Genomic DNA, 23,474 nt, shown 5'->3' on the forward strand with positions numbered 1-23,474 from the left:
TGTTATTGATTTATCAATAAAAAAGGCCTCCCGTTTGGGAGGCCTTGTTGTTCGTCTTCGCATTCTTTATCACACGACGAATTGCCTCCCGTTCAGGGGAAGGTAAAAAAGAATGCGAAGAAGAACGGTAGTCGTTTCACGATGAATTCCTTTGGTCAGTTGGGATTACAGTACCCGTACTGTTTTCATCCTGTCAATAAAAAACGCGCCCGAAGGCGCGTGGCATTACACAATATAAAGTTAAGGATTACTCTTCTTCTTCCACAAAGCCTGCCTCTTTCACCGATGTTGCGGCGCGGCGGGCTTCCCCTTTGTGTTGCACTTTATTCAGCTGCCGTTCCAGCTTGTTGATCAATTCGTTGATAGCGACGTACATATCTTCACTTCTTGCGCTGGCAACCAGATGCCCGTTTGGCGTATTGATGGTTGCGTCAGCGACAAAACCCTGCGGCTCCTTAGAGAGAATGATGTGCGGGTTGATTAAGTGGGTTTGCCATTTATCCAATTTAGCGAGACGGTCTGCGACATGCTGGCGAATTGCCGGAGTAATTTCCATTTGTTTACTGGTAATGTTCATTGTCATAAATTTTACCTCTTGTCTTTCCCGTCTTGGTGAACCCAGCATACCTCGCCCAATGTCAAGATGTGTGATTTAAATCACATTTTAATGTCACTTTTTGTCAGCGAATTCATTTTGTGAGGCAGGGCAGGAACAGGTGAGATTTTTCTTGTCGGATGGGGGAAAGAGAGTCATATTTGATAGGATAACTCGGCGCTAAAACGCTTCAGCTCAGGCGCCTGAGCAATAAAAAACGGCAGCTCGTGGCTGCCGTTTTGCTTATCTGAAAAACGATCAGGTGTTTTTGCCGTTCGCGGCGATAATTTTCGCCACTTTGTCTGCCTGGGCGTTCATTTGCATCTGGCGGTAGGCATTTTCCATCTTCGGTAATGCATCGCGAGTCGCCTGTGTGTCCGGGTAGCTGCGCAGCATGCCATCGACACGGTTCACGACAGCAACCCATGCGCCGCGGTCGGTGTAGTAATCAACCACTGACAGCTCGTACTTCGCCAGGCGATCCTTCAAGAACACCATACGTTTGTAGGCGTCGGTCGCATACTGGCTGCTCGGGTAACCGCGAACCAGTTTGGAGAAGTCGTTAAAGGCATCGCGAGCGTGCTGCGGGTCGCGGTCGGAGCGATCGACGCCGAAGAATCCTTGCAACGCACTGTCATCCAGCGCCATATTTGTCAGACCACGCATATAAATGACGTAATCAATGTTAGGATGCGTAGGATTCAGACGAACGAAGCGGTCGATTGCTGCTTGAGCCAGCGGTAGATCGGCATTTTTGTAATACGCATAAATCAGGTCCAGCTGTACCTGTTGGGAATAAGGGCCGAACGGGTAGCGGTTATCCAACGCTTCCAGTTGCGTTATTGCCTGTTTCCAGTTACCGTCCTGCAGCTTTTGCTGGGCGGTCGCGTAGATTTCATTCGGCGGATTATCAGGCACCTCTTCCTTTGAGCCGGAGCAACCCACCAAAGCCAGGCTCAGTGTGGCTGCTGCCACCAGGTATTTCATGCGCGTCATGACGTTTTGACTTCCTCAAAATGTTTATGCGGGAGAATCTCTGTTCCTGCTCCCGATTAAGACCAGCTACAATAGCACACTATATTAAACGGCAAAGCCGTAAAACCCAACGTTAAACGAAGAAGCTGTATATGGCACAACGAGTACAACTCAGCGCAACGGTGTCCGAAAAACAACTCGGTCAACGCTTAGATCAGGCTTTGGCCGAAATGTTCCCGGATTATTCGCGTTCGCGCATAAAAGAATGGATCCTTGACCAGCGAGTGCTGGTAAATGGCGTTGTCAGTGACAAGCCGAAAGAGAAAGTTTTAGGGGGAGAGAGCGTCTCCATCGATGTTGAAATCGAAGAAGATGCGCGTTTCGAACCGCAGGATATTCCGCTCAATATCGTCTACGAAGATGATGACATCCTCGTGATCAATAAACCGCGCGATCTGGTTGTTCACCCAGGCGCGGGCAACCCCGACGGTACTGTGCTGAATGCGCTGCTGCACTATTATCCGCCGATTGCCGACGTGCCGCGTGCGGGCATTGTGCACCGTCTGGATAAAGATACGACCGGCTTAATGGTCGTTGCGAAAACTATCCCGGCGCAAACACGCCTGGTTGAATCGCTGCAGCTGCGTGAAATCACCCGCGAGTATGAAGCGGTGGCGATCGGCCACATGACATCGGGAGGGACGGTAGAAGAACCGATCAGCCGTCACCCGACAAAGCGTACTCATATGGCGGTGCACCCGATGGGGAAACCGGCGGTAACGCACTACCGTATTATGGAGCACTTCCGCATTCATACGCGTCTGCGTCTGCGTCTGGAAACCGGCCGTACTCACCAGATCCGTGTGCATATGGCGCATATCACTCATCCGCTGGTCGGCGATCAGGTTTATGGCGGCCGTCCGCGTCCACCGAAAGGCGCGTCGGAAGAGTTTATCACCGCGCTGCGTAAGTTTGATCGTCAGGCTTTGCACGCGACGATGCTGCGTCTGTATCATCCGATCAGCGGTATTGAGATGGAATGGCATGCGCCAATTCCACAGGATATGGTTGACCTGATTGATGCGATGCGCGCGGATTATGAAGAGCACAAGGACGAGATTGACTGGCTATGACTAAACTGATTGTACCGCAATGGCCTGTACCGGAAGGCGTGGCGGCCTGTAGCTCCACGCGTATTGGCGGGGTCAGCCTGCCTCCGTACGATTCGCTCAATCTGGGCGCCCATTGCGGAGACAATCTACAGCACGTGGAAGAAAACCGTCGGCGGATGTTTGCCGCAGGCGGACTGCCTTCTTATCCAGTCTGGCTGGAGCAGGTGCATGGCACCGCTGTGCTCATGCTGGACGGTGGGCCGTATGAGTCAAAACGGGCAGATGCGTCATACTGTAATACGCCGGGTACGGTATGTGCGGTAATGACTGCGGACTGCCTGCCGGTTCTTTTTTGCAATCGCGCGGGAACGGAAGTTGCCGCTGCGCATGCCGGCTGGCGGGGATTATGTGACGGTGTTCTGGAAGAAACGGTCGCATGTTTTGCCGACAGCCCGGAGAACATTCTGGCCTGGCTTGGCCCGGCGATCGGTCCCGACGCTTTTGAAGTCGGTCCGGAAGTGCGGGATGCCTTTGTCATAAAAGACGGGCAAGCGGAACAGGCTTTCCGCCCGGCCGGCGAGAAATATTTTGCTGATATCTATCAGCTGGCTCGTCAGCGATTAGCCAATGTTGGCGTGACGGCGATCTCCGGCGGCGATCGTTGTACGCTAAGCGAAAAGGATGATTTTTTCTCTTATCGTCGCGATAAGACGACGGGTCGTATGGCAAGTTTTATCTGGTTGAGATAACCTGGCGAATCAAGACGGTCCAGAAGGCAAATTATTTTTCGCATAGTTCAGGTCTTTAACCTTGAATAATTGAGGGATGACCTCATTTAATCTCCAGTAGCAAATTTGACCTGTTATGGGAGGAGTTATGCGTCTGGATCGTCTTACCAATAAATTCCAGCTTGCTCTTGCCGATGCCCAGTCGCTTGCACTTGGGCACGACAACCAATTCATCGAACCTCTTCATCTAATGAGCGCCTTGCTGAATCAGGAAGGGGGATCGGTACGTCCTTTATTAACGTCTGCTGGCATCAACGCCGGAGAGTTAAGCACGAACATCACTCAGGCGCTAAGCCGTTTACCGCAGGTGGAAGGCACCGGCGGCGACGTGCAGCCGTCTCAGGATCTCGTGCGTATTTTGAATCTTTGCGACAAGCTGGCGCAAAAGAGGAAGGACAACTTTATTTCGTCGGAACTGTTCGTTCTGGCGGCGCTTGAATCTCGCGGTACGCTGACCGACCTTTTAAAATCTGCCGGGGCAACAACCGCCAATGTGACTCAGGCGATTGAACAAATGCGCGGAGGTGAAAGCGTGAACGATCAGGGTGCCGAAGACCAACGTCAGGCATTGAAGAAATTTACGGTCGATCTGACCGAGCGGGCAGAACAAGGCAAGCTGGATCCGGTTATCGGCCGTGACGAAGAAATTCGTCGTACTATCCAGGTCCTGCAGCGGCGGACTAAAAACAACCCGGTTCTGATTGGTGAACCTGGCGTCGGTAAAACCGCCATCGTCGAAGGGCTGGCGCAGCGTATTGTTAACGGTGAAGTCCCGGAAGGGCTGAAAGGTCGTCGGGTACTGGCGCTGGATATGGGCTCGCTGGTGGCCGGGGCGAAGTATCGCGGTGAGTTTGAAGAGCGTCTGAAAGGGGTGCTTAACGACCTGTCCAAACAAGAAGGCAATGTCATTCTGTTTATTGACGAGCTGCACACCATGGTCGGCGCGGGGAAAGCGGACGGCGCAATGGATGCCGGGAACATGCTTAAACCTGCACTGGCGCGTGGGGAGCTGCACTGCGTCGGCGCGACCACGCTTGATGAGTATCGTCAGTACATTGAAAAAGATGCCGCGCTGGAGCGTCGCTTCCAGAAAGTGTTCGTGGCAGAACCTTCAGTGGAAGACACTATTGCGATTCTGCGTGGCTTGAAAGAGCGTTACGAGCTGCATCACCATGTGCAAATTACCGACCCGGCGATCGTGGCGGCGGCAACCCTGTCACACCGCTATATTGCTGACCGTCAGCTGCCGGATAAAGCTATCGACCTGATCGATGAAGCCGCATCCAGCATTCGTATGCAGATTGACTCGAAGCCGGAAGAACTCGACCGACTCGACAGACGTATTATTCAGCTCAAGCTGGAACAGCAGGCGCTGAAGAAAGAAGCCGATGAGGCCAGTCTGAAACGTCTGGATATGCTCAATGAAGAGCTGGCTGATAAAGAACGTCAGTATTCCGTATTAGAAGAAGAGTGGAAGGCGGAAAAAGCGTCGCTGTCCGGTACGCAGACAATCAAAGCTGAACTGGAGCAGGCCAAAATTGCGATTGAGCAGGCGCGGCGCATCGGCGACCTCGCGCGGATGTCCGAACTGCAGTACGGCAAAATTCCGGAGCTGGAGAAACAGCTTGCGGCAGCCACCCAGTCGGAAGGTAAAACCATGCGTCTGCTGCGGAACAAAGTGACCGATGCAGAAATTGCCGAAGTGCTGGCACGCTGGACCGGTATTCCGGTTGCGCGAATGATGGAAGGTGAGCGTGAAAAACTGCTGCGTATGGAGCAGGAGCTGCACAGCCGGGTGATTGGCCAGAACGAAGCGGTTGAAGCGGTATCTAATGCGATTCGCCGTAGCCGGGCTGGTTTGTCCGATCCTAACCGTCCAATCGGGTCGTTCCTGTTCCTCGGCCCAACCGGTGTCGGTAAAACCGAGCTTTGCAAAACGCTGGCTAACTTTATGTTCGATAGCGATGATGCCATGGTGCGTATTGATATGTCCGAGTTTATGGAGAAACATTCCGTCTCGCGTCTGGTCGGTGCGCCTCCGGGATATGTTGGCTATGAAGAAGGCGGGTATCTGACCGAAGCGGTACGTCGCCGTCCGTACTCCGTCATCTTGCTGGATGAGGTAGAAAAAGCGCACCCGGATGTGTTCAACATTCTGTTGCAGGTTCTGGACGACGGTCGCCTGACCGATGGTCAGGGGAGAACGGTTGATTTCCGTAACACGGTTGTGATTATGACTTCCAACCTTGGTTCGGATCTGATTCAGGAACGTTTCGGCGAGCTGGATTACGGACATATGAAAGATCTGATACTCGGTGTGGTCAGTCAGAACTTCCGTCCGGAATTCATTAACCGTATTGATGAGGTTGTGGTCTTCCACCCGCTTGGTGAAAAACACATTGCTTCGATTGCGCAGATTCAGCTGCAGCGTTTGTACAAACGTCTGGAAGAGCGTGGCTACGAAGTCCATATGTCCGAGGACGCGCTGAAATTGCTGAGTGCAAATGGGTACGATCCGGTGTACGGGGCTCGCCCGCTAAAACGCGCTATCCAGCAGCAGATCGAAAACCCGCTGGCGCAGCAGATTCTTTCTGGTGAGCTGGTTCCCGGTAAAGAAGTTCAGCTAGTAGTAAAAGATGACCATATAGTGGCAGTGCAGTAAATCACAAAACGACAAAAACGGGCCCTCTGGGCTCGTTTTTGTTTAAAAACCAGGCAAGAATTAAAGTCTGCGCATGTTTTTGTGTGAAAAGTAAGCGAACGAATTGTTTTTTTGAATTTATACTTGTCACCTCAGAATTACTGCCTATAATGCGCCTCCACTGACACGGAACAACGGCAAACAAGTCGCCGGCTCAGAAGGCCTCAACGCTGAATATCAGCAGCGAAAGCCGACAGAGAAAAGCAAAAATAAATGCTTGACTCTGAATGAGGAAAACGTATTATACGGGACCTCGCGACAGAGCGCTCAGCGCCGTTGCACTGCTCTTTAACAATTTATCAGACAATCTGTGTGGGCACTCAAAGTGACATGGATTCTTAACGTCCTCGGACGAAAAATGAATACCAAGTCTCTGAGTGAACACGTAATTCATTACGAAGTTTAATTCACGAGCATCAAACTTAAATTGAAGAGTTTGATCATGGCTCAGATTGAACGCTGGCGGCAGGCCTAACACATGCAAGTCGAGCGGTAGCACAGGAGAGCTTGCTCTCTGGGTGACGAGCGGCGGACGGGTGAGTAATGTCTGGGAAACTGCCTGATGGAGGGGGATAACTACTGGAAACGGTAGCTAATACCGCATAACGTCGAAAGACCAAAGTGGGGGACCTTCGGGCCTCATGCCATCAGATGTGCCCAGATGGGATTAGCTAGTAGGTGGGGTAATGGCTCACCTAGGCGACGATCCCTAGCTGGTCTGAGAGGATGACCAGCCACACTGGAACTGAGACACGGTCCAGACTCCTACGGGAGGCAGCAGTGGGGAATATTGCACAATGGGCGCAAGCCTGATGCAGCCATGCCGCGTGTATGAAGAAGGCCTTCGGGTTGTAAAGTACTTTCAGCGAGGAGGAAGGCGTTAAGGTTAATAACCTTAGCGATTGACGTTACTCGCAGAAGAAGCACCGGCTAACTCCGTGCCAGCAGCCGCGGTAATACGGAGGGTGCAAGCGTTAATCGGAATTACTGGGCGTAAAGCGCACGCAGGCGGTTTGTTAAGTCAGATGTGAAATCCCCGGGCTCAACCTGGGAACTGCATTTGAAACTGGCAAGCTTGAGTCTTGTAGAGGGGGGTAGAATTCCAGGTGTAGCGGTGAAATGCGTAGAGATCTGGAGGAATACCGGTGGCGAAGGCGGCCCCCTGGACAAAGACTGACGCTCAGGTGCGAAAGCGTGGGGAGCAAACAGGATTAGATACCCTGGTAGTCCACGCTGTAAACGATGTCGACTTGGAGGTTGTTCCCTTGAGGAGTGGCTTCCGGAGCTAACGCGTTAAGTCGACCGCCTGGGGAGTACGGCCGCAAGGTTAAAACTCAAATGAATTGACGGGGGCCCGCACAAGCGGTGGAGCATGTGGTTTAATTCGATGCAACGCGAAGAACCTTACCTACTCTTGACATCCACGGAATTTAGCAGAGATGCTTTAGTGCCTTCGGGAACCGTGAGACAGGTGCTGCATGGCTGTCGTCAGCTCGTGTTGTGAAATGTTGGGTTAAGTCCCGCAACGAGCGCAACCCTTATCCTTTGTTGCCAGCGGTTCGTACTGGGAACTCAAAGGAGACTGCCAGTGATAAACTGGAGGAAGGTGGGGATGACGTCAAGTCATCATGGCCCTTACGAGTAGGGCTACACACGTGCTACAATGGCATATACAAAGAGAAGCGACCTCGCGAGAGCAAGCGGACCTCATAAAGTATGTCGTAGTCCGGATCGGAGTCTGCAACTCGACTCCGTGAAGTCGGAATCGCTAGTAATCGTGGATCAGAATGCCACGGTGAATACGTTCCCGGGCCTTGTACACACCGCCCGTCACACCATGGGAGTGGGTTGCAAAAGAAGTAGGTAGCTTAACCTTCGGGAGGGCGCTTACCACTTTGTGATTCATGACTGGGGTGAAGTCGTAACAAGGTAACCGTAGGGGAACCTGCGGTTGGATCACCTCCTTACCTGAAAGAACCTGCCTTTGTAGTGTCCACACAGATTGTCTGATGAAAAGTAAATAGCAAGGCGTCTTGCGATTGAGACTTCAGTGTCCCCTTCGTCTAGAGGCCCAGGACACCGCCCTTTCACGGCGGTAACAGGGGTTCGAATCCCCTAGGGGACGCCACTTGCTGGTTTGTGAGTGAAAGTCGCCGACCTCAGTATCTCAAAACTGATTCTCCGGAATCATGTTTGAGATATTTGCTCTTTAAAAATCTGGATCAAGCTGAAAATTGAAACGACACACTGTTTCCTTTCTCCGTAATAAGAAAGGAAAAATGGTGTGTTCGAGTCTCTCAAATTTTCGCAATGCGAACTGTTTTACGAAACAGTTTCGGGTTGTGAGGTTAAGCGACTAAGCGTACACGGTGGATGCCCTGGCAGTCAGAGGCGATGAAGGACGTGCTAATCTGCGATAAGCGTCGGTAAGGTGATATGAACCGTTATAACCGGCGATTTCCGAATGGGGAAACCCAGTGTGTTTCGACACACTATCGTTAAGTGAATACATAGCTTAACGAAGCGAACCGGGGGAACTGAAACATCTAAGTACCCCGAGGAAAAGAAATCAACCGAGATTCCCCCAGTAGCGGCGAGCGAACGGGGAGCAGCCCAGAACCTGAATCAGTTTGTGTGTTAGTGGAAGCGTCTGGAAAGTCGCAGGGTACAGGGTGATACTCCCGTACACTAAAATGCACATTCTGTGAGTTCGAAGAGTAGGGCGGGACACGTGGTATCCTGTCTGAATATGGGGGGACCATCCTCCAAGGCTAAATACTCCTGACTGACCGATAGTGAACCAGTACCGTGAGGGAAAGGCGAAAAGAACCCCGGCGAGGGGAGTGAAAAAGAACCTGAAACCGTGTACGTACAAGCAGTGGGAGCCTCTTTTATGGGGTGACTGCGTACCTTTTGTATAATGGGTCAGCGACTTATATTCTGTAGCAAGGTTAACCGTATAGGGGAGCCGCAGGGAAACCGAGTCTTAACTGGGCGTTAAGTTGCAGGGTATAGACCCGAAACCCGGTGATCTAGCCATGGGCAGGTTGAAGGTTGGGTAACACTAACTGGAGGACCGAACCGACTAATGTTGAAAAATTAGCGGATGACTTGTGGCTGGGGGTGAAAGGCCAATCAAACCGGGAGATAGCTGGTTCTCCCCGAAAGCTATTTAGGTAGCGCCTCGTGAACTCATCTTCGGGGGTAGAGCACTGTTTCGGCTAGGGGGTCATCCCGACTTACCAACCCGATGCAAACTACGAATACCGAAGAATGTTATCACGGGAGACACACGGCGGGTGCTAACGTCCGTCGTGAAGAGGGAAACAACCCAGACCGCCAGCTAAGGTCCCAAAGTCATGGTTAAGTGGGAAACGATGTGGGAAGGCACAGACAGCCAGGATGTTGGCTTAGAAGCAGCCATCATTTAAAGAAAGCGTAATAGCTCACTGGTCGAGTCGGCCTGCGCGGAAGATGTAACGGGGCTAAACCATGCACCGAAGCTGCGGCAGCGACACTATGTGTTGTTGGGTAGGGGAGCGTTCTGTAAGCCGTTGAAGGTGGCCTGTGAGGGTTGCTGGAGGTATCAGAAGTGCGAATGCTGACATAAGTAACGATAAAGCGGGTGAAAAGCCCGCTCGCCGGAAGACCAAGGGTTCCTGTCCAACGTTAATCGGGGCAGGGTGAGTCGACCCCTAAGGCGAGGCCGAAAGGCGTAGTCGATGGGAAACAGGTTAATATTCCTGTACTCGGTGTTACTGCGAAGGGGGACGGAGAAGGCTATGTTAGCCGGGCGACGGTTGTCCCGGTTTAAGCATGTAGGCGGAAGGTTTAGGTAAATCCGGACCTTTATTAAACGCTGAGGTGTGATGACGAGGCACTACGGTGCTGAAGTAACAAATGCCCTGCTTCCAGGAAAAGCCTCTAAGCATCAGGTAACATCAAATCGTACCCCAAACCGACACAGGTGGTCAGGTAGAGAATACCAAGGCGCTTGAGAGAACTCGGGTGAAGGAACTAGGCAAAATGGTGCCGTAACTTCGGGAGAAGGCACGCTGATGGTAGGTGAAGTGACTTGCTCACGGAGCTGAAATCAGTCGAAGATACCAGCTGGCTGCAACTGTTTATTAAAAACACAGCACTGTGCAAACACGAAAGTGGACGTATACGGTGTGACGCCTGCCCGGTGCCGGAAGGTTAATTGATGGGGTTATCCGTAAGGAGAAGCTCTTGATCGAAGCCCCGGTAAACGGCGACCGTAACTATAACGGTCCTAAGGTAGCGAAATTCCTTGTCGGGTAAGTTCCGACCTGCACGAATGGCGTAATGATGGCCAGGCTGTCTCCACCCGAGACTCAGTGAAATTGAACTCGCTGTGAAGATGCAGTGTACCCGCGGCAAGACGGAAAGACCCCGTGAACCTTTACTATAGCTTGACACTGAACATTGAGCCTTGATGTGTAGGATAGGTGGGAGGCTTTGAAGTGTGGACGCCAGTCTGCATGGAGCCAACCTTGAAATACCACCCTTTAATGTTTGATGTTCTAACGTAGACCCGTGATCCGGGTTGCGGACAGTGTCTGGTGGGTAGTTTGACTGGGGCGGTCTCCTCCTAAAGAGTAACGGAGGAGCACGAAGGTTAGCTAATCCTGGTCGGACATCAGGAGGTTAGTGCAATGGCATAAGCTAGCTTGACTGCGAGCGTGACGGCGCGAGCAGGTGCGAAAGCAGGTCATAGTGATCCGGTGGTTCTGAATGGAAGGGCCATCGCTCAACGGATAAAAGGTACTCCGGGGATAACAGGCTGATACCGCCCAAGAGTTCATATCGACGGCGGTGTTTGGCACCTCGATGTCGGCTCATCACATCCTGGGGCTGAAGTAGGTCCCAAGGGTATGGCTGTTCGCCATTTAAAGTGGTACGCGAGCTGGGTTTAGAACGTCGTGAGACAGTTCGGTCCCTATCTGCCGTGGGCGCTGGAGAATTGAGGGGGGCTGCTCCTAGTACGAGAGGACCGGAGTGGACGCATCACTGGTGTTCGGGTTGTCATGCCAATGGCATTGCCCGGTAGCTAAATGCGGAAAAGATAAGTGCTGAAAGCATCTAAGCACGAAACTTGCCCCGAGATGAGTTCTCCCTGACTCCTTGAGAGTCCTGAAGGAACGTTGAAGACTACGACGTTGATAGGTCGGGTGTGTAAGCGTAGCGATACGTTGAGCTAACCGATACTAATGAACCGTGAGGCTTAACCTTACAACGCCGAAGCTGTTTTGGCGAAGAGACGAAATTGATTTTCAGCCTGATGACAGATTATTCACTGCGCAGAGATGCGGGGTGGAAACAGAATTTGCCTGGCGGCAATAGCGCGGTGGTCCCACCTGACCCCATGCCGAACTCAGAAGTGAAACGCCGTAGCGCCGATGGTAGTGTGGGGTCTCCCCATGTGAGAGTAGGGAACTGCCAGGCATCAAATAAACGGAAAAACCTCATGCGAAAGCATGGGGTTTTTTTGTTTGTCTGTCGTTTGTCGGTGAAGGCTCTCCTGAGAAGGACAACATTGTCGGGAATGCTGTTGCACAGCCCGGCGTGCTGCCCGGAGGGTGGCGGGCAGGAAAGTCCGGCATACAACTGGCAGGCATCAGACCAGTAAAAAGCCCGTCCTGACGGACGGGCTTTTTGCGTTTTTGCCGGTACTGCCGGGTAGCCCGGACAAGGCGCCGCGCGCCGCCTCTGGGAATATCTCTGCTCATGAGTTGAGGGCGATAAAATGTTCGTCATGCTCAGTCAGGGATCAAATAAAGCGGAAAACTGAGCCGTCTGTTTTTCCTGCCATCTGACGATGAGCGCTCTCCTGTAAAACAGTTATCTATCTGTTTGTTCAAACGACATAAAAGCCTGCTGTGGTCGCCTCCTCACCATATTTCACTTTATCCCCGCCCATGCTTTAGCGTTAATCCCGAAAACTGCATGACGAAAAAGAATGTGAATTTCGTCACATATAAATAAATAACAATTATATAACATTTGGTTTACTAAATGATTTGTCTCAGTGACGTGGTACGCCCGACAAGACAGATTGCAGTCTTTGCTGGAGCAGAATAACAATGGCAGAAAGTAGTATTAATCAACGGGGAGAGCTGGATCATGGCGATACCCGCCGTCGCATTTGGGCGATTGTAGGCGCATCTTCAGGAAATCTGGTTGAATGGTTTGATTTTTATGTCTACTCATTCTGCTCTCTCTATTTTGCGCACATCTTTTTTCCTTCTGGAAACACCACCACTCAGTTATTACAAACCGCAGGAGTCTTTGCCGCTGGCTTCCTGATGCGTCCGATTGGGGGATGGCTGTTTGGCCGTATTGCTGACCGACGCGGGCGTAAAACGTCCATGCTCATTTCCGTATGCATGATGTGTATGGGCTCACTGGTCATTGCGTGCCTTCCCGGCTATGAAACCATTGGGACATGGGCTCCGGCACTATTACTGCTGGCACGCCTGTTTCAGGGGATTTCCGTCGGGGGAGAATACGGCACCAGTGCAACCTATATGAGTGAAGTTGCTGTTGAAGGTAAGAAAGGCTTCTACGCCTCATTCCAGTACGTTACGCTCATTGGCGGTCAGCTTCTGGCCGTGCTTGTGGTGGTCGCCCTGCAACAAATTCTTAACGATGAACAGCTGCACGCCTGGGGATGGAGGATACCTTTCGCCCTTGGCGCCGTGCTCGCAGTTGTTGCTCTGTGGCTGCGTCGTCAGCTGGATGAAACATCTATGCAAGAGACTCGGGCATTAAAAGAAGCGGGTTCCTTCAAAGGATTATGGCGCAATCGTAAAGCATTTATGATGGTACTTGGCTTTACTGCTGCGGGCTCGTTAATCTTTTACACCTTCACGACATACATGCAGAAATATCTGGTCAATACGGCAGGAATGAGCGCCGGTACGGCCAGCGTCATAATGACCGCCGCCCTGTTTGTTTATATGCTGGCACAACCGCTATTCGGGGCACTGTCGGATAAAATTGGCCGCCGGACATCAATGCTCTGTTTTGGCTCATTAGCGACGCTCTTTACCGTTCCAATATTGAGCGCTCTTCAAAGCGTGACATCACCTTATGCTGCATTTGGGCTGGTTATCTGCGCGCTGATGATCGTGAGTTTCTATACCTCGATCAGCGGAATTTTGAAGGCAGAGATGTTCCCGGCGCAGGTACGAGCATTAGGGGTTGGACTGTCTTATGCCGTGGCGAATGCTTTGTTCGGTGGCTCGGCTGAATATGTTGCGCTGTCGCTAAAATCAATTGGGGTAGAACACGTCTTTTACTGGTACGTCACTGTAATGAGCGCGATTGCCTTTCTGGTTTCTCTGATGCTGCACCGCAAAGGTAAGGGGCTAAGACTGTAGGTCTATTGGTGCGCCAGTTGCCACACGGCATAGCCCGTTGTGGCACCGGCCACATCCCATGCGAAGTCTTTCCAGCTCCAGCCGCTTCCCGCCGGGCGGCTGTCCCAGAGCTCTTTCGAAGCACCAAGGCTGACGGAAAACATAAAGCCAATGGCTGCGCTTCGGTCACGACTGTACCCCTGATGCTGGGCATATTCGTTACCGGCTGCAGAGAGCATGGCTGAGGCCAGAAAATGCTGGGCTTTATCCTGACCGCTCCATGAATCCTGCGCCATATGGCTACAGCCGGTAAGCAGTAACGGAGCAATAAAAATGATATTACGCATACACATTCCAGAAAAAAGCCCCGACGATGCGGGGCAGATATTCAGAGAATACGGCTGATCAGTCGATCGATACGGATGCGCCTCAGGCGGCGAATCAGTTTTCGTACCTTGACTGGATAATCCGCAATGCTTTGCAGATCGCGATAGTGTTTAACGACCGTGGTGTGCTGGCGGATCAGGTGCAGCTCTTTCTCACGCATCGCCCCCAGCTGATGCTGCGGATCGTGAATCAGAATCGCATTTTCCAGATCCAGACGCCAGGCACGCGGATTGAGATTATTACCGGTCAGCAACATCCACTCATCATCAACCCACATTCCCTTAAGGTGATAGCTGTTATCCTCATCTTTCCACAGACGTACAATCAACTGGTCAGTATTGACATAGTACTGCAGCCGGCTCAGAAAGCGGCGGAGGTTAATTTCATACAGATAGGGGAGTGCGCCGATAATCTTAAACGGCTGATCTTCGGGGATATAGAAGTCATTCGCCGTTTTATCGCCAACGATTATCTCCACCTGCTTTCCGCTGCGCAGTAGCTGAATGATATTCCGCACCAGAAGCGCCGGTAGGTTGAAATAGGGCGTACAGATTGTCAGCTTACGCTCAGCGCAGGGCATCAGATGGAAGATGGTTTTGTTCAGCAGGCTCGATTTACCCAGGCCTACCAGCGGCGTGACCGACAGCTGGTCGTCATCCGCATTACCGAGGAAATGATAGCTGCTGTCGCGAAGCTCCTGGCGATACTGACGGATATCATTTTTGATTTCCGGGCTTTTCGGGCGATCGTCCTTGTCGAGACGGTTAACGCCACGGCCTTCAACCAGGTTGTGCTCTACCCAATCGAACATCACATCGGCCATTTTGCCATTACGAATACACTGGTAGCGATCGTAACGATATTTATCATGCTGATGCAGGTAGACATCGTTCAGACTGGCGCCGCTATAAAGGACGCAATCATCGACAATAAAGCCTTTAAAATGCAGTACGCCGAGTGCTTCTCGGGTATTGACCGGCACGCCATAAACGGGAACATCAACGCCGGGGTTTTCCTGCGCCATGCGGCAGTACCAGTCGGCATTAGTATTAGACGCCGCTGCGCCAATGCGTCCACGCTGGGCGCGGTGCCAGTCAACCAGAATGCGAACGTCTAACTCCGGACGCTGGCGTTTGGCGTCATACAGTGCCTGCAGAATTCCTTTGCCGCCATCATCCTGCTCCAGATAGAGCGCAATAATACAAATACGCTGGGTGGCGTGGGCTATCTTTGCCAGTAGCGCTTGCCGAAAATCCGCAGGCGCGTAAAAGAACTCGATATCATCAACTGACTGAGAAAGCTTAGGGAGTTGGGCAAGGTGTTGTTGATGTTTATTACGCTTAAATTTTGACAACATCACAGTGCGTTTCTTCTCTGTTTATTGAAGGGTCTTCTGTACCATGCAGACGACGTAAGCGGGCAATAATAACATTACTGTTCGCGAATGTGGTCAACAATTGCGGTCGCCAGTTTATGATTGTTGTGGTGCAAATTGCAGGGACAAACTGACAATCCCATCTTCCAGCTGAATATCAACAGCGAATCCCAGCTTCCTGGCAAGGCCAATCATGCCTCTGTTATTGGGCATAGTGATACCATTGAGCCGCTGCAGACCGTGGCTTTGCGTATAGGCAATCAGCTTTTCCAGCAGCCGCCGGCCAAGACCTAATCCTTTGAGATCGGAACGGACCAGTACAGCAAACTCCGCATCAATGTTGTCAGGATCGGAAATGGCTCGTGTTACGCCAAGGATCTCATTGCCTTCGGTACTCACGCGGACGGCAACAAACGCCATTTCTCGATCGTAGTCGATCTGCGTCATATTGGCTAAGTCATCGTGAGTAAATTCATTGATTTCGCTGAAATAGCGATAATAGAGATCTTCTTTCGTTACCTGGGCGATAAAGGCCATAAGCAGCGGTTCATCTTCCGGGAGGATCGGACGGAACAGGCAGCGCTCGCCATTTTTCATCACCACCCACTCTTCCTGCTGCTGCGGATAGGGGCGTATTGCCAACCGGCTTTCACTGTCGCCGGTAAACGGTGCAAGGCCCAACGTGACGTCAAGTGCGGTGAACTCGTTACCCGAAGCGAGCAGCGGGTGAATATCCAGCCGCTGGATCTCCGGGCAATCGACGACAAGATTTGATACCTGAACCAGCAGTTGGCTGAGGCCAGAAACATCCAGCGGGCGTAGCGCACTGCGCCCACGGATCTTCTTGCTTTTGATCGCCTGGATCACCAGATAGCGGGCAAGATTCATATTTAACGGTGGCAGGGCTACGGCAGCCTGATCTTCCGCACGCCATTCTACGCCGCCTTCGCCCAGCATGATCAACGGGCCGAACACCGGATCGTGCTCAACGACGACGCGTAGCTCCTGTGCACCCGCGCGATTGGCCATACTTTGTACCAGCAGACCATGAATACGCGCCTGTGGCCACGCCATTTTCACGCGGTCGAAAATAGCATCCGCCGCCTGCTGTACTTCCGTAGCGGTTCGTAAATAGAGCATGACGCCCTGAACTTCAGATTTGTGTGGAATATCCGGTGAACGCAGTTTCAGGGCCACCGGATAGCCAATTTGCTCGGCGATATGGACCGCCTCAGCGCTGTCGGCAGCAATCCAGGTCGGTAAAGTGTGGATACCGTATGCATGTAATACCGGGCTAACTTCATGCGTATCCAACGAGCGGGCACCTTCGCTAATTGCCTGCTGTAACAGCATATGGGCTTCTGCGGTATTGGCCGTCACCGTATCTGACAGAACGGGTGTCTCCCGGAGCTGCTTCTGGTTACGCCGATATTCCACCATATGCATAAACGCAGTAATGGTTCCCTCCGGCGTGCGGTAGGTTGGCAGCCCGGCATCGCTGAATAGACGGCGCGCTTCCTGAGAAGAGTATTCGCCACACCAGTTTGTCAGGACCGTGACATATTTACCGCGTGGATGTTGTTTCAGCGCGTCGATCAGGGCCAGCGCACTTTCGGTTCCCGGGGCGGCGGCGCTGGGGGAGTGAATGACCAACAGGGCGTCGTAATCCTGGCTATCCAGTAGCACGTTCAGCGCCTTGAGATAGTGCTCGCTGCTGGCATCGTCGCGAAGATCCAGCGGATTGGCGATACCGATCCCCCCTGGCAGCGCCTGGCGTAGTTTTTCGCAGGTCTCTTCGCTGAGGTTGGCAAGCTTGCCGTTCCGAAGCCACAGTTCATCCAGTGCCAGAGCCGCAGGGGCGGCACCGTTGCTGATGATCATCAGTTTCTCTCCGCGCAGCGGGCGCATATGGCTGAGGGTTTCGACCGCTGAGAAGAGCTCATGGGTATCCTGCACGCGCAGTAAGCCCGCCCGTTGAATCGCCGCATCCCAGGCCGGATCCATACCCGAATTCACATGCAACAGCTTTTGCGCTGCCGGGCTGCGACCGCTTTTGATAACCAGAATGGGTTTATTACGCGATGCGCTGCGCGCGGCGGATACGAAGCGCCGGGCATCGCTCAGATGTTCAAGGTAAAGCAGGATGGCGCTGGTTTTACTGTCGCGAGCAAGGAAGTCGAGGAGATCGTCAACGTCGATATCCAGGCTATCGCCAAGCGCAATGAAGTAAGAAAAGCCCATTTCCCGCTGCTGCGCCCAGTCGAGTATGGTATTTGAAACTGCGGCGGACTGGGAGATAAACGCCAGTTTACCGCGATGAATGGGCACCGGTGAAAAGCTGGCATTCAGCCCTTGCCAGGGCGCAAGCAGGCCGAGGCTGTTGGGGCCAAGCAGGCGCATTTGATAGCGGGCAGCACATTCGAGCAGCGCGGGGTATTGTTCCGGTGGGGAGGAGAGAATAATGCAGGTCTTACAGCCCTTTTTTCCCAGAGCATCCAGCAGTTCGGGATTTCGCCTGGCGTTGGTACAAAGTACGGCAAGGTCTGGCGTGAACGGCAGGCTGTCGATGGTTGGCCATGCCAGCACACCCTGCACGGCTTTCCAGGCCGGGGTGACGGGCAGTACCGGGCCGTTAAACCCCCCGGCAAGCAGATTGCGCATCATCAGATAACCGGCACGCTGCGGTTTCATTGATGCGCCAATAACGGCAATCGACTTCGGCCGCAGCAGTGCTTCCAGGCCTCGTTGGCTCATACCGGTCTCCTTTGATCCCCAGTGACCGAATGATTTTAAACGTTTTCTACCATTTGTGCTGTGATGCTACCCTTATGCTGCGTTTTTCCCGCCAGATAGCGGGTGCGGAACAAGCTAAAATGGTCCCCAAGCGCGCGTGCTGCCGTCCGGTCTTCTGCAAGGTCGAGCAGCGCAATGGCGACTTCCGCAGTACAGTACTGCCCCTCGGCATGGGCTTCTCTCAGGTGGTAGGCTGAGATGCGGGAAAGATCGACGGATATAATCGGTAGCGCATCAAGATACGGGCTTTTACGGAACATTTTTCGCGCTTCAGTCCAGGTTCCGTCGAGCATGATAAACAGCGGCGGTTTCCCCGCTGGTGGAGCGCTCAGGATCTGGCGTTCTGCCCCTGCGTAAGAGGCCGGGAAGACGACCATTGGCTGGTAATTCCGATCGGCGACCCGATCGAGTAACGCCTGTGGCGGCTCGGTCCGCGACCATTGAAAGGCTTCGGTGTCCGGCAGAATATCGGCAATAAGACGCCCGGTATTGCTTGGCTTCATTGGCTCGGTGTCAAACATTACCAGGCAGAAGCGGCTGGCGGCGGTTGCCGGCGTCAGGGTGGCGCACAGGCACTGCTTCAGCGGCAGCAAACAGCGTTGGCAGCGGTGGATTCGGTTACCGCGTGCGAGAAAAGGCCGGGTTGCGCGCGCGAGGCGTTCGGCGCGAAGACGAAGGACGGCGTTATCAATCATAAAGTGTCGCTAAGAAAAAACGCCATTGTCGCAGAGGTGAAAAAGGGGCACAAGTCGTGCCCCTTTAGGTTTATTGCGGGTTGGCTTCATTTAGCCAGCTGTCAAACGGCGCTTTTGGCACCGCGCCGTTCAGCATGTCGATGACTTCACCGTTTTTAAACATCATAATGGTCGGAATGCTGCGGATGCGGAAACGTGCGCTCAGCTCGCGTTCGGCTTCGGTGTTCACTTTGACAAAGCGCATCTTGCCGCTGCGTTCTTCCGCGACGTCTTCGAAGATCGGCGCAAAATTACGACAAGGACCGCACCACGGCGCCCAGAAATCGACAACAACGGGCAGATCGTCCTTCAGTAGTTTATCCAGCGTTGCCCCGGTCGCGTTGATAACGTCGCCGTCAAAAAGATCGTGGCCGCAGCGTCCGCATTTAGCACCATTGGCACTACGATCGTCGGGGATGCGGTTCAGAGCCTGACAGCTGGCACAAACGGTATTCATAACTAACCTCTGGTTATGGGTTGCAGCGTGGCACGTGGCCGATTTGTTTCTGTAATGTTACATATTATCGATTAGCTACTATTAAACAACAACGCGTTTTGTTCGATGAATACGATAGACCTTATCTTTTAAACGAAATAATGGCGCAGCGGTGACACATCGGGTAATCTTCGCGCTTCGCGCAGCGCAGGTGGAGAAAATTGATGAGCGACGAACTGAAAAATAAAAGCGGCAAGGTCAAAGTGATGTATGTCCGCAGTGATGATGATTCTGACAGACGCACCCATAACCCGCGTACCGGGAAAGGGGGAGGGCGCCCAGGAAAATCTCGTGTTGACGGCCGTAGCCGCCCTGCCCGCGATGAACGAAACAGCCGCGGCGATGACCGCAAACGTGACGATCGTAAACGCGATGATTTTGATCGTGACAGTTCTTCTCCGTGGCGTACCGTATCGCGTGCACCAAATGATGAAACGGTCGTGAAACCGGATCACGGCGGGATCAGCGGTAAAAGCTTTATAGACCCGGAAGTGCTGCGTCGTCAGCGCGCTGAAGAAACCCGTGTTTACGGTGAGAATGCCTGTCAGGCCCTGTTCCAGAGCCGTCCGGATGCGATCGTCCGCGCCTGGTTTGTACAGAGCGTGACCCCGCGTTTCAAAGAAGCGCTGCGTTGGATGGCGGCAAACCGCAAAGCCTACCACGTGGTTGATGAAGCCGAGCTGGCAAAAGCTTCCGGTACGGAACATCACGGCGGCGTTTGCTTCCTGATTAAGAAACGTAACGGTACCACTGTGGCTCAGTGGGTAGCCAAAGCTGAGGCCGAAGATTGTGTTCTGGCGCTGGAAGATGTCGGCAACCCGCACAACCTCGGCGCGATCATGCGTAGCTGTGCGCATTTTGGCGTGAAGGGCGTTGTCGTGCAGGATGCCGGTATGCTTGAGTCAGGTGCGGCAATCCGTACTGCTGAAGGTGGAGCAGAACACGTTGAACCGATCACAGGCGATAGCTTTATCGATACGCTGGAGCAGTTCCGCAGTGCGGGCTACGCCATTGTTTCGACCTCCAGCCACAACGGCACGCCGCTGCATAAAGCCGAGCTGCCGAAGAAAATGGTGCTGGCATTAGGTCAGGAGCGCGATGGTCTGTCTGATGCGGCGATTTCCAGTGCCGACCTTAACGTTGTCATTGCAGGTACTGGCAACGTAGAAAGCCTGAACGTCTCCGTGGCGACCGGTGTGTTACTGGCCGAGTGGTGGCGTCAGAATAAGGCCTGATGGCTGAGTTCACCTGAAAAAATGCCAGCGTAATGCTGGCATTTTTGTTTCTGCTGAAGATGCCTGCAGGGCTATTCGTGTTCGTCTGGCAAGACCGGCATCCAGTCAACGGGAGATTCGCCGCGCCCGGCCAGCCACTGATTAGCCTGGACAAAATGATTGCTGCCAAAAAAGCCGCGATGGGCAGAAAGCGGTGAAGGATGCGGTGCTTTTAGTACGCAATGACGTTGGCTGTCGATAATTGCACCTTTCTTCTGCGCATGGGCGCCCCACAGTAAAAAAACGACCCCTTCACGATGTTCGTTGATCAATGAAATGACCTTATCGGTAAAGGTTTCCCAGCCAAGGCTGGCATGAGAATGCGCCTGACCCGCCCGTACCGTCAGAACGGTATTGAGCAGCAGCACCCCCTGTCGCGCCCAGCTTTCCAGATAACCGTGGGTCGGGCGGCTGAATCCTGGGATCGTCCCCTCCAGCTCTTTATACATATTCAACAGCGACGGCGGCGTCTGGATGCCAGGAAGCACGGAGAAGGCCAGCCCATGAGCCTGCCCGGGCCCGTGATAAGGATCCTGGCCAAGGATAACCACTTTGACATCCCCAAGTTCGGTATAACGAAAGGCATTGAAGACATCTTTTTGCGGCGGAAAAATCGTTATGCCCGACTGGCGCTCCTCGGCGACGGTTTTCAGGGTATTCACAAAATAGGGCTGCTGCTTCTCTTCCGCCAGCACGTCGTGCCAGGTCAATGGGGTGGTCATCTTGCTCTCCTGCAAAGTGTCATAGCTATAGCTTAACTGCTTCTTTCTGCATAACAAAATCCGGACGATCTGGCTGACGTTATGTATGCAAAAAAAATTGAAAATTTACAAAAATATTTTGCGCTGGCTCTGGCGTAACTTGATGTAAAACAATAATATCTCCCTATACCCATTTTTATTGAGTGGTTTTTGTTGATTTAGGTCAATGAATGCCGGATGTTTGGCTGATATACATACACTCAGACAACAATGGTTTTACCAATTGGCCGGGAATGGGCCAAGAAGACGAATAAATATTGCCTAAGGGAGGCATCAAATGATTACTGGTATCCAAATTACTAAAGCTGCAAACGACGACCTGCTGAACTCTTTCTGGCTGCTGGATAGCGAAAAAGGCGAAGCGCGCTGCCTGTGTGCAAAAGGCGGTTTTGCTGAAGATGATGTTGTTGCGGTGAATAAACTGGGCGAAATCGAATACCGCGAAATCCCGCTCGACGTGAAACCGGAAGTCCGCGTTGAAGGTGGCCAGCACCTGAACGTGAACGTACTGCGCCGTGAAACGCTGATGGATGCGGTTGAACATCCGGAAAAATACCCGCAGCTGACCATTCGTGTATCTGGTTACGCGGTGCGTTTTAACTCCCTGACTCCAGAACAGCAGCGCGACGTTATCGCTCGTACCTTTACTGAAAGTCTGTAAGTCGACGCCTGAATATAAAAACGCCGGGATATCCCGGCGTTTTTTTGTTGCTTATTTTTACTGCTGAGTATCGCCATCGCTGCCGCTTGGCTTGCGACGCTTACCGACATTCTTGGCATCGCGGTGACGTTTCTTCACGCGCGGCTTCTCTTTGTCTTTCTCTTTTTTCTGTTCGGCACGCTTGGCCAGAACCTTTTTGGACGGCTTACCGGTCAACTTCTCGCTCGGTGCGCGGGTGGTCGGGCGCAGTTCATCAATAACGCGCGCTTTGAGCGGCTCATCGATGTAGCGGCCAATTTTACCCAACAGCAGATGGTCATGAGCTTCAACCAGGGAAATAGCAACGCCTTTTTTCCCTGCACGGCCGGTTCGCCCGATACGATGCAGATAGGTATCGGCCGTGCGCGGCATGTCGAAGTTGAAGACGTGGCTAACGTCTGGAATATCGATCCCACGAGCGGCGACGTCTGTTGCAATAAGCACATTCATACGACCATCGGTCATGCGCTTAATCGCTTCGTTACGCTTTGCCTGTACCATCTCGCCTTCCAGCCAGCAGGTATTGATACCCGCTTCGCGCAGCCAGGACGCCAGCTCATGAACGCGCTCACGCTTACGGACAAAGACGATAGAGCGGGTTGCATCAGGCTGTTTCAGCAGGTTAACCAGCAGAGCGGTTTTGTGCTTGATGTCATCGGCACGATAGTACCACTGATGAATTTTCTTACGTTCGCGCGTGGACGGGGTAGCGGAGACTTCAACGGGTTCTTCCAGCAGACGCTCGGCAAAATCTTTAATCGCATCGCCTTCGAGCGTCGCGGAAAACAACATGGTCTGCTTACGCCAGCGGGTTTCACCGGCAATGTGCTCAATATCCTGAGCGAAGCCCATATCCAGCATACGGTCAGCTTCATCAAGGATCAGCGTTTCAACCGCCCGGCAATCGAAGTTTTCTTCTTTAATATATTGCAGCAGTCGGCCGGTGGTGGCGACGACGATATCCTGGTTCTCGCTGAACACTTCGGCGTGGTTCATATACGCAACGCCGCCGGTGATGGTGGCAATGTCCAGATGCGTGTGTGCAGCCAGCTCACGGGCATGGTCGGCAACCTGCATCGCCAGTTCACGGGTCGGTGTCAGGATAAGAATTCGCGGCGGACCCGACTTCTTACGCGGGAAATCAAGCAGGTGCTGCAACGCTGGCAGCAGATACGCCGCTGTTTTACCGGTGCCTGTCGGGGCTGAACCGAGAATGTCACGGCCATCAAGCGCAGGCGGAATAGCGGCGGCCTGAATGGCTGTCGGGCGTGTGAAACCTTTTTCCTGGAGGGCTTCCAGAAGGTTTTCGTCGAGTTCAAGTTCGGAAAAAGTCGTTACAGTCATGATCTACCTCTGAGTGGACCGACGATTATAGACGTTACGGACATAATGTTCATCTGT

Annotated in this window: 16 protein-coding genes, 1 tRNA gene, 3 rRNA genes and 1 other annotated feature; of the genes, 10 read left to right on the plus strand and 10 right to left on the minus strand. The window is 52.8% G+C overall.

Annotated elements, in window-relative coordinates; translation table 11 throughout:
• Positions 1 to 16: 16 nt before the first annotated feature.
• Positions 17 to 141 (minus strand) — a sequence feature (Phe leader region).
• The 3 genes from pheL to bamD all read right to left on the minus strand — a co-directional run bounded on the left by pheL (position 93) and on the right by bamD (position 1,591).
• Positions 93 to 140 (minus strand): pheA operon leader peptide PheL, encoded by a 48-nt coding sequence (pheL, locus tag ACMYSK_RS25690; RefSeq protein WP_100279143.1) that lies wholly within the window; start codon positions 138 to 140, stop codon positions 93 to 95. Its footprint overlaps the feature before it by 48 nt.
• 106 nt (positions 142 to 247) lie before the next feature.
• Positions 248 to 583, minus strand: coding sequence for a ribosome-associated translation inhibitor RaiA (raiA, locus tag ACMYSK_RS25695; RefSeq protein ID WP_041146780.1), 336 nt, complete (start codon positions 581 to 583; stop codon positions 248 to 250).
• A 270-nt stretch (positions 584 to 853) separates the two neighbouring features.
• Positions 854 to 1,591: an outer membrane protein assembly factor BamD gene (bamD, locus tag ACMYSK_RS25700; RefSeq protein ID WP_434639253.1), complete on the minus strand. Its 738-nt coding sequence runs from the start codon at positions 1,589 to 1,591 to the stop codon at positions 854 to 856.
• Positions 1,592 to 1,722: 131 nt separating this feature from the next.
• Between bamD and rluD the strand changes: the two genes are divergently transcribed.
• From rluD to ACMYSK_RS25740, 8 genes are all read left to right on the plus strand, one after another.
• Positions 1,723 to 2,703, plus strand: coding sequence for a 23S rRNA pseudouridine(1911/1915/1917) synthase RluD (gene rluD, locus ACMYSK_RS25705; protein ID WP_434639254.1), 981 nt, complete (start codon positions 1,723 to 1,725; stop codon positions 2,701 to 2,703).
• Positions 2,700 to 3,431 carry a purine nucleoside phosphorylase YfiH gene (gene yfiH, locus ACMYSK_RS25710; RefSeq protein WP_434639255.1) on the plus strand — a complete coding sequence of 244 codons (732 nt, stop codon included), beginning with the start codon at positions 2,700 to 2,702 and terminating at the stop codon, positions 3,429 to 3,431. Before rluD ends, yfiH begins: the two co-directional genes overlap by 4 nt.
• Before the next feature lie 127 nt (positions 3,432 to 3,558).
• Positions 3,559 to 6,132 carry an ATP-dependent chaperone ClpB gene (gene clpB / locus ACMYSK_RS25715; RefSeq protein WP_434639256.1) on the plus strand — a complete coding sequence of 858 codons (2,574 nt, stop codon included), beginning with the start codon at positions 3,559 to 3,561 and terminating at the stop codon, positions 6,130 to 6,132.
• Between the two features lie 463 nt (positions 6,133 to 6,595).
• Positions 6,596 to 8,138, plus strand: a 16S ribosomal RNA gene (locus ACMYSK_RS25720).
• Between the two features lie 85 nt (positions 8,139 to 8,223).
• Positions 8,224 to 8,299: transfer RNA gene (locus ACMYSK_RS25725), tRNA-Glu, on the plus strand.
• A gap of 218 nt (positions 8,300 to 8,517) precedes the next feature.
• Positions 8,518 to 11,424: ribosomal RNA gene (locus ACMYSK_RS25730) — 23S ribosomal RNA — on the plus strand.
• A 97-nt stretch (positions 11,425 to 11,521) separates the two neighbouring features.
• Positions 11,522 to 11,637 (plus strand): 5S ribosomal RNA (gene rrf, locus ACMYSK_RS25735).
• The 16S, 23S and 5S rRNA genes sit together here with 1 tRNA gene alongside, the layout of an rRNA operon.
• A gap of 638 nt (positions 11,638 to 12,275) precedes the next feature.
• Positions 12,276 to 13,574: an MFS transporter gene (locus ACMYSK_RS25740; RefSeq protein ID WP_434639257.1), complete on the plus strand. Its 1,299-nt coding sequence runs from the start codon at positions 12,276 to 12,278 to the stop codon at positions 13,572 to 13,574.
• 2 nt (positions 13,575 to 13,576) lie between these two features.
• On the opposite strand, the gene ACMYSK_RS25745 is transcribed toward ACMYSK_RS25740, so the two are convergent.
• The 5 genes from ACMYSK_RS25745 to trxC all read right to left on the minus strand — a co-directional run bounded on the left by ACMYSK_RS25745 (position 13,577) and on the right by trxC (position 19,299).
• Positions 13,577 to 13,900: a YfiM family lipoprotein gene (locus ACMYSK_RS25745; protein WP_434639258.1), complete on the minus strand. Its 324-nt coding sequence runs from the start codon at positions 13,898 to 13,900 to the stop codon at positions 13,577 to 13,579.
• 41 nt (positions 13,901 to 13,941) lie between these two features.
• Positions 13,942 to 15,297, minus strand: coding sequence for a CDP-diacylglycerol--serine O-phosphatidyltransferase (gene pssA, locus ACMYSK_RS25750; RefSeq protein WP_434644374.1), 1,356 nt, complete (start codon positions 15,295 to 15,297; stop codon positions 13,942 to 13,944).
• 114 nt (positions 15,298 to 15,411) lie between these two features.
• Positions 15,412 to 18,069, minus strand: a complete 2,658-nt coding sequence (locus ACMYSK_RS25755) for a bifunctional acetate--CoA ligase family protein/GNAT family N-acetyltransferase (RefSeq protein WP_434639259.1) — start codon at positions 18,067 to 18,069, stop codon at positions 15,412 to 15,414.
• A gap of 35 nt (positions 18,070 to 18,104) precedes the next feature.
• Entirely contained in the window at positions 18,105 to 18,803 is a 699-nt protein-coding gene (locus ACMYSK_RS25760; RefSeq protein ID WP_434639260.1) for a tRNA-uridine aminocarboxypropyltransferase, read from the minus strand.
• Between the two features lie 70 nt (positions 18,804 to 18,873).
• On the minus strand, positions 18,874 to 19,299 hold the full coding sequence (gene trxC, locus ACMYSK_RS25765; protein WP_434639261.1) for a thioredoxin TrxC: 426 nt from the start codon (positions 19,297 to 19,299) through the stop codon (positions 18,874 to 18,876).
• Between the two features lie 203 nt (positions 19,300 to 19,502).
• On the opposite strand from trxC, the gene ACMYSK_RS25770 reads away from it, so the two are divergent.
• Complete coding sequence (locus tag ACMYSK_RS25770) at positions 19,503 to 20,573, plus strand: tRNA/rRNA methyltransferase (protein ID WP_434639262.1); 1,071 nt, start codon at positions 19,503 to 19,505, stop codon at positions 20,571 to 20,573.
• Positions 20,574 to 20,644: 71 nt separating this feature from the next.
• Here the strand turns inward: ACMYSK_RS25770 and ung are convergent, their stop codons facing one another.
• A complete protein-coding gene (gene ung, locus ACMYSK_RS25775) occupies positions 20,645 to 21,334 on the minus strand; it encodes a uracil-DNA glycosylase (protein WP_434639263.1) in 690 nt (229 codons plus the stop codon).
• A 316-nt stretch (positions 21,335 to 21,650) separates the two neighbouring features.
• Between ung and grcA the strand changes: the two genes are divergently transcribed.
• Positions 21,651 to 22,034 carry an autonomous glycyl radical cofactor GrcA gene (gene grcA / locus ACMYSK_RS25780; RefSeq protein ID WP_076947771.1) on the plus strand — a complete coding sequence of 128 codons (384 nt, stop codon included), beginning with the start codon at positions 21,651 to 21,653 and terminating at the stop codon, positions 22,032 to 22,034.
• Positions 22,035 to 22,091: 57 nt separating this feature from the next.
• On the opposite strand, the gene srmB is transcribed toward grcA, so the two are convergent.
• Positions 22,092 to 23,417 (minus strand): ATP-dependent RNA helicase SrmB, encoded by a 1,326-nt coding sequence (srmB, locus tag ACMYSK_RS25785; protein WP_434639264.1) that lies wholly within the window; start codon positions 23,415 to 23,417, stop codon positions 22,092 to 22,094.
• Positions 23,418 to 23,474 lie beyond the last annotated feature (57 nt).

It is taken from the genome of Klebsiella sp. I138, assembly GCF_051131765.1.
Classification (GTDB): Bacteria; Pseudomonadota; Gammaproteobacteria; order Enterobacterales; family Enterobacteriaceae; genus Klebsiella.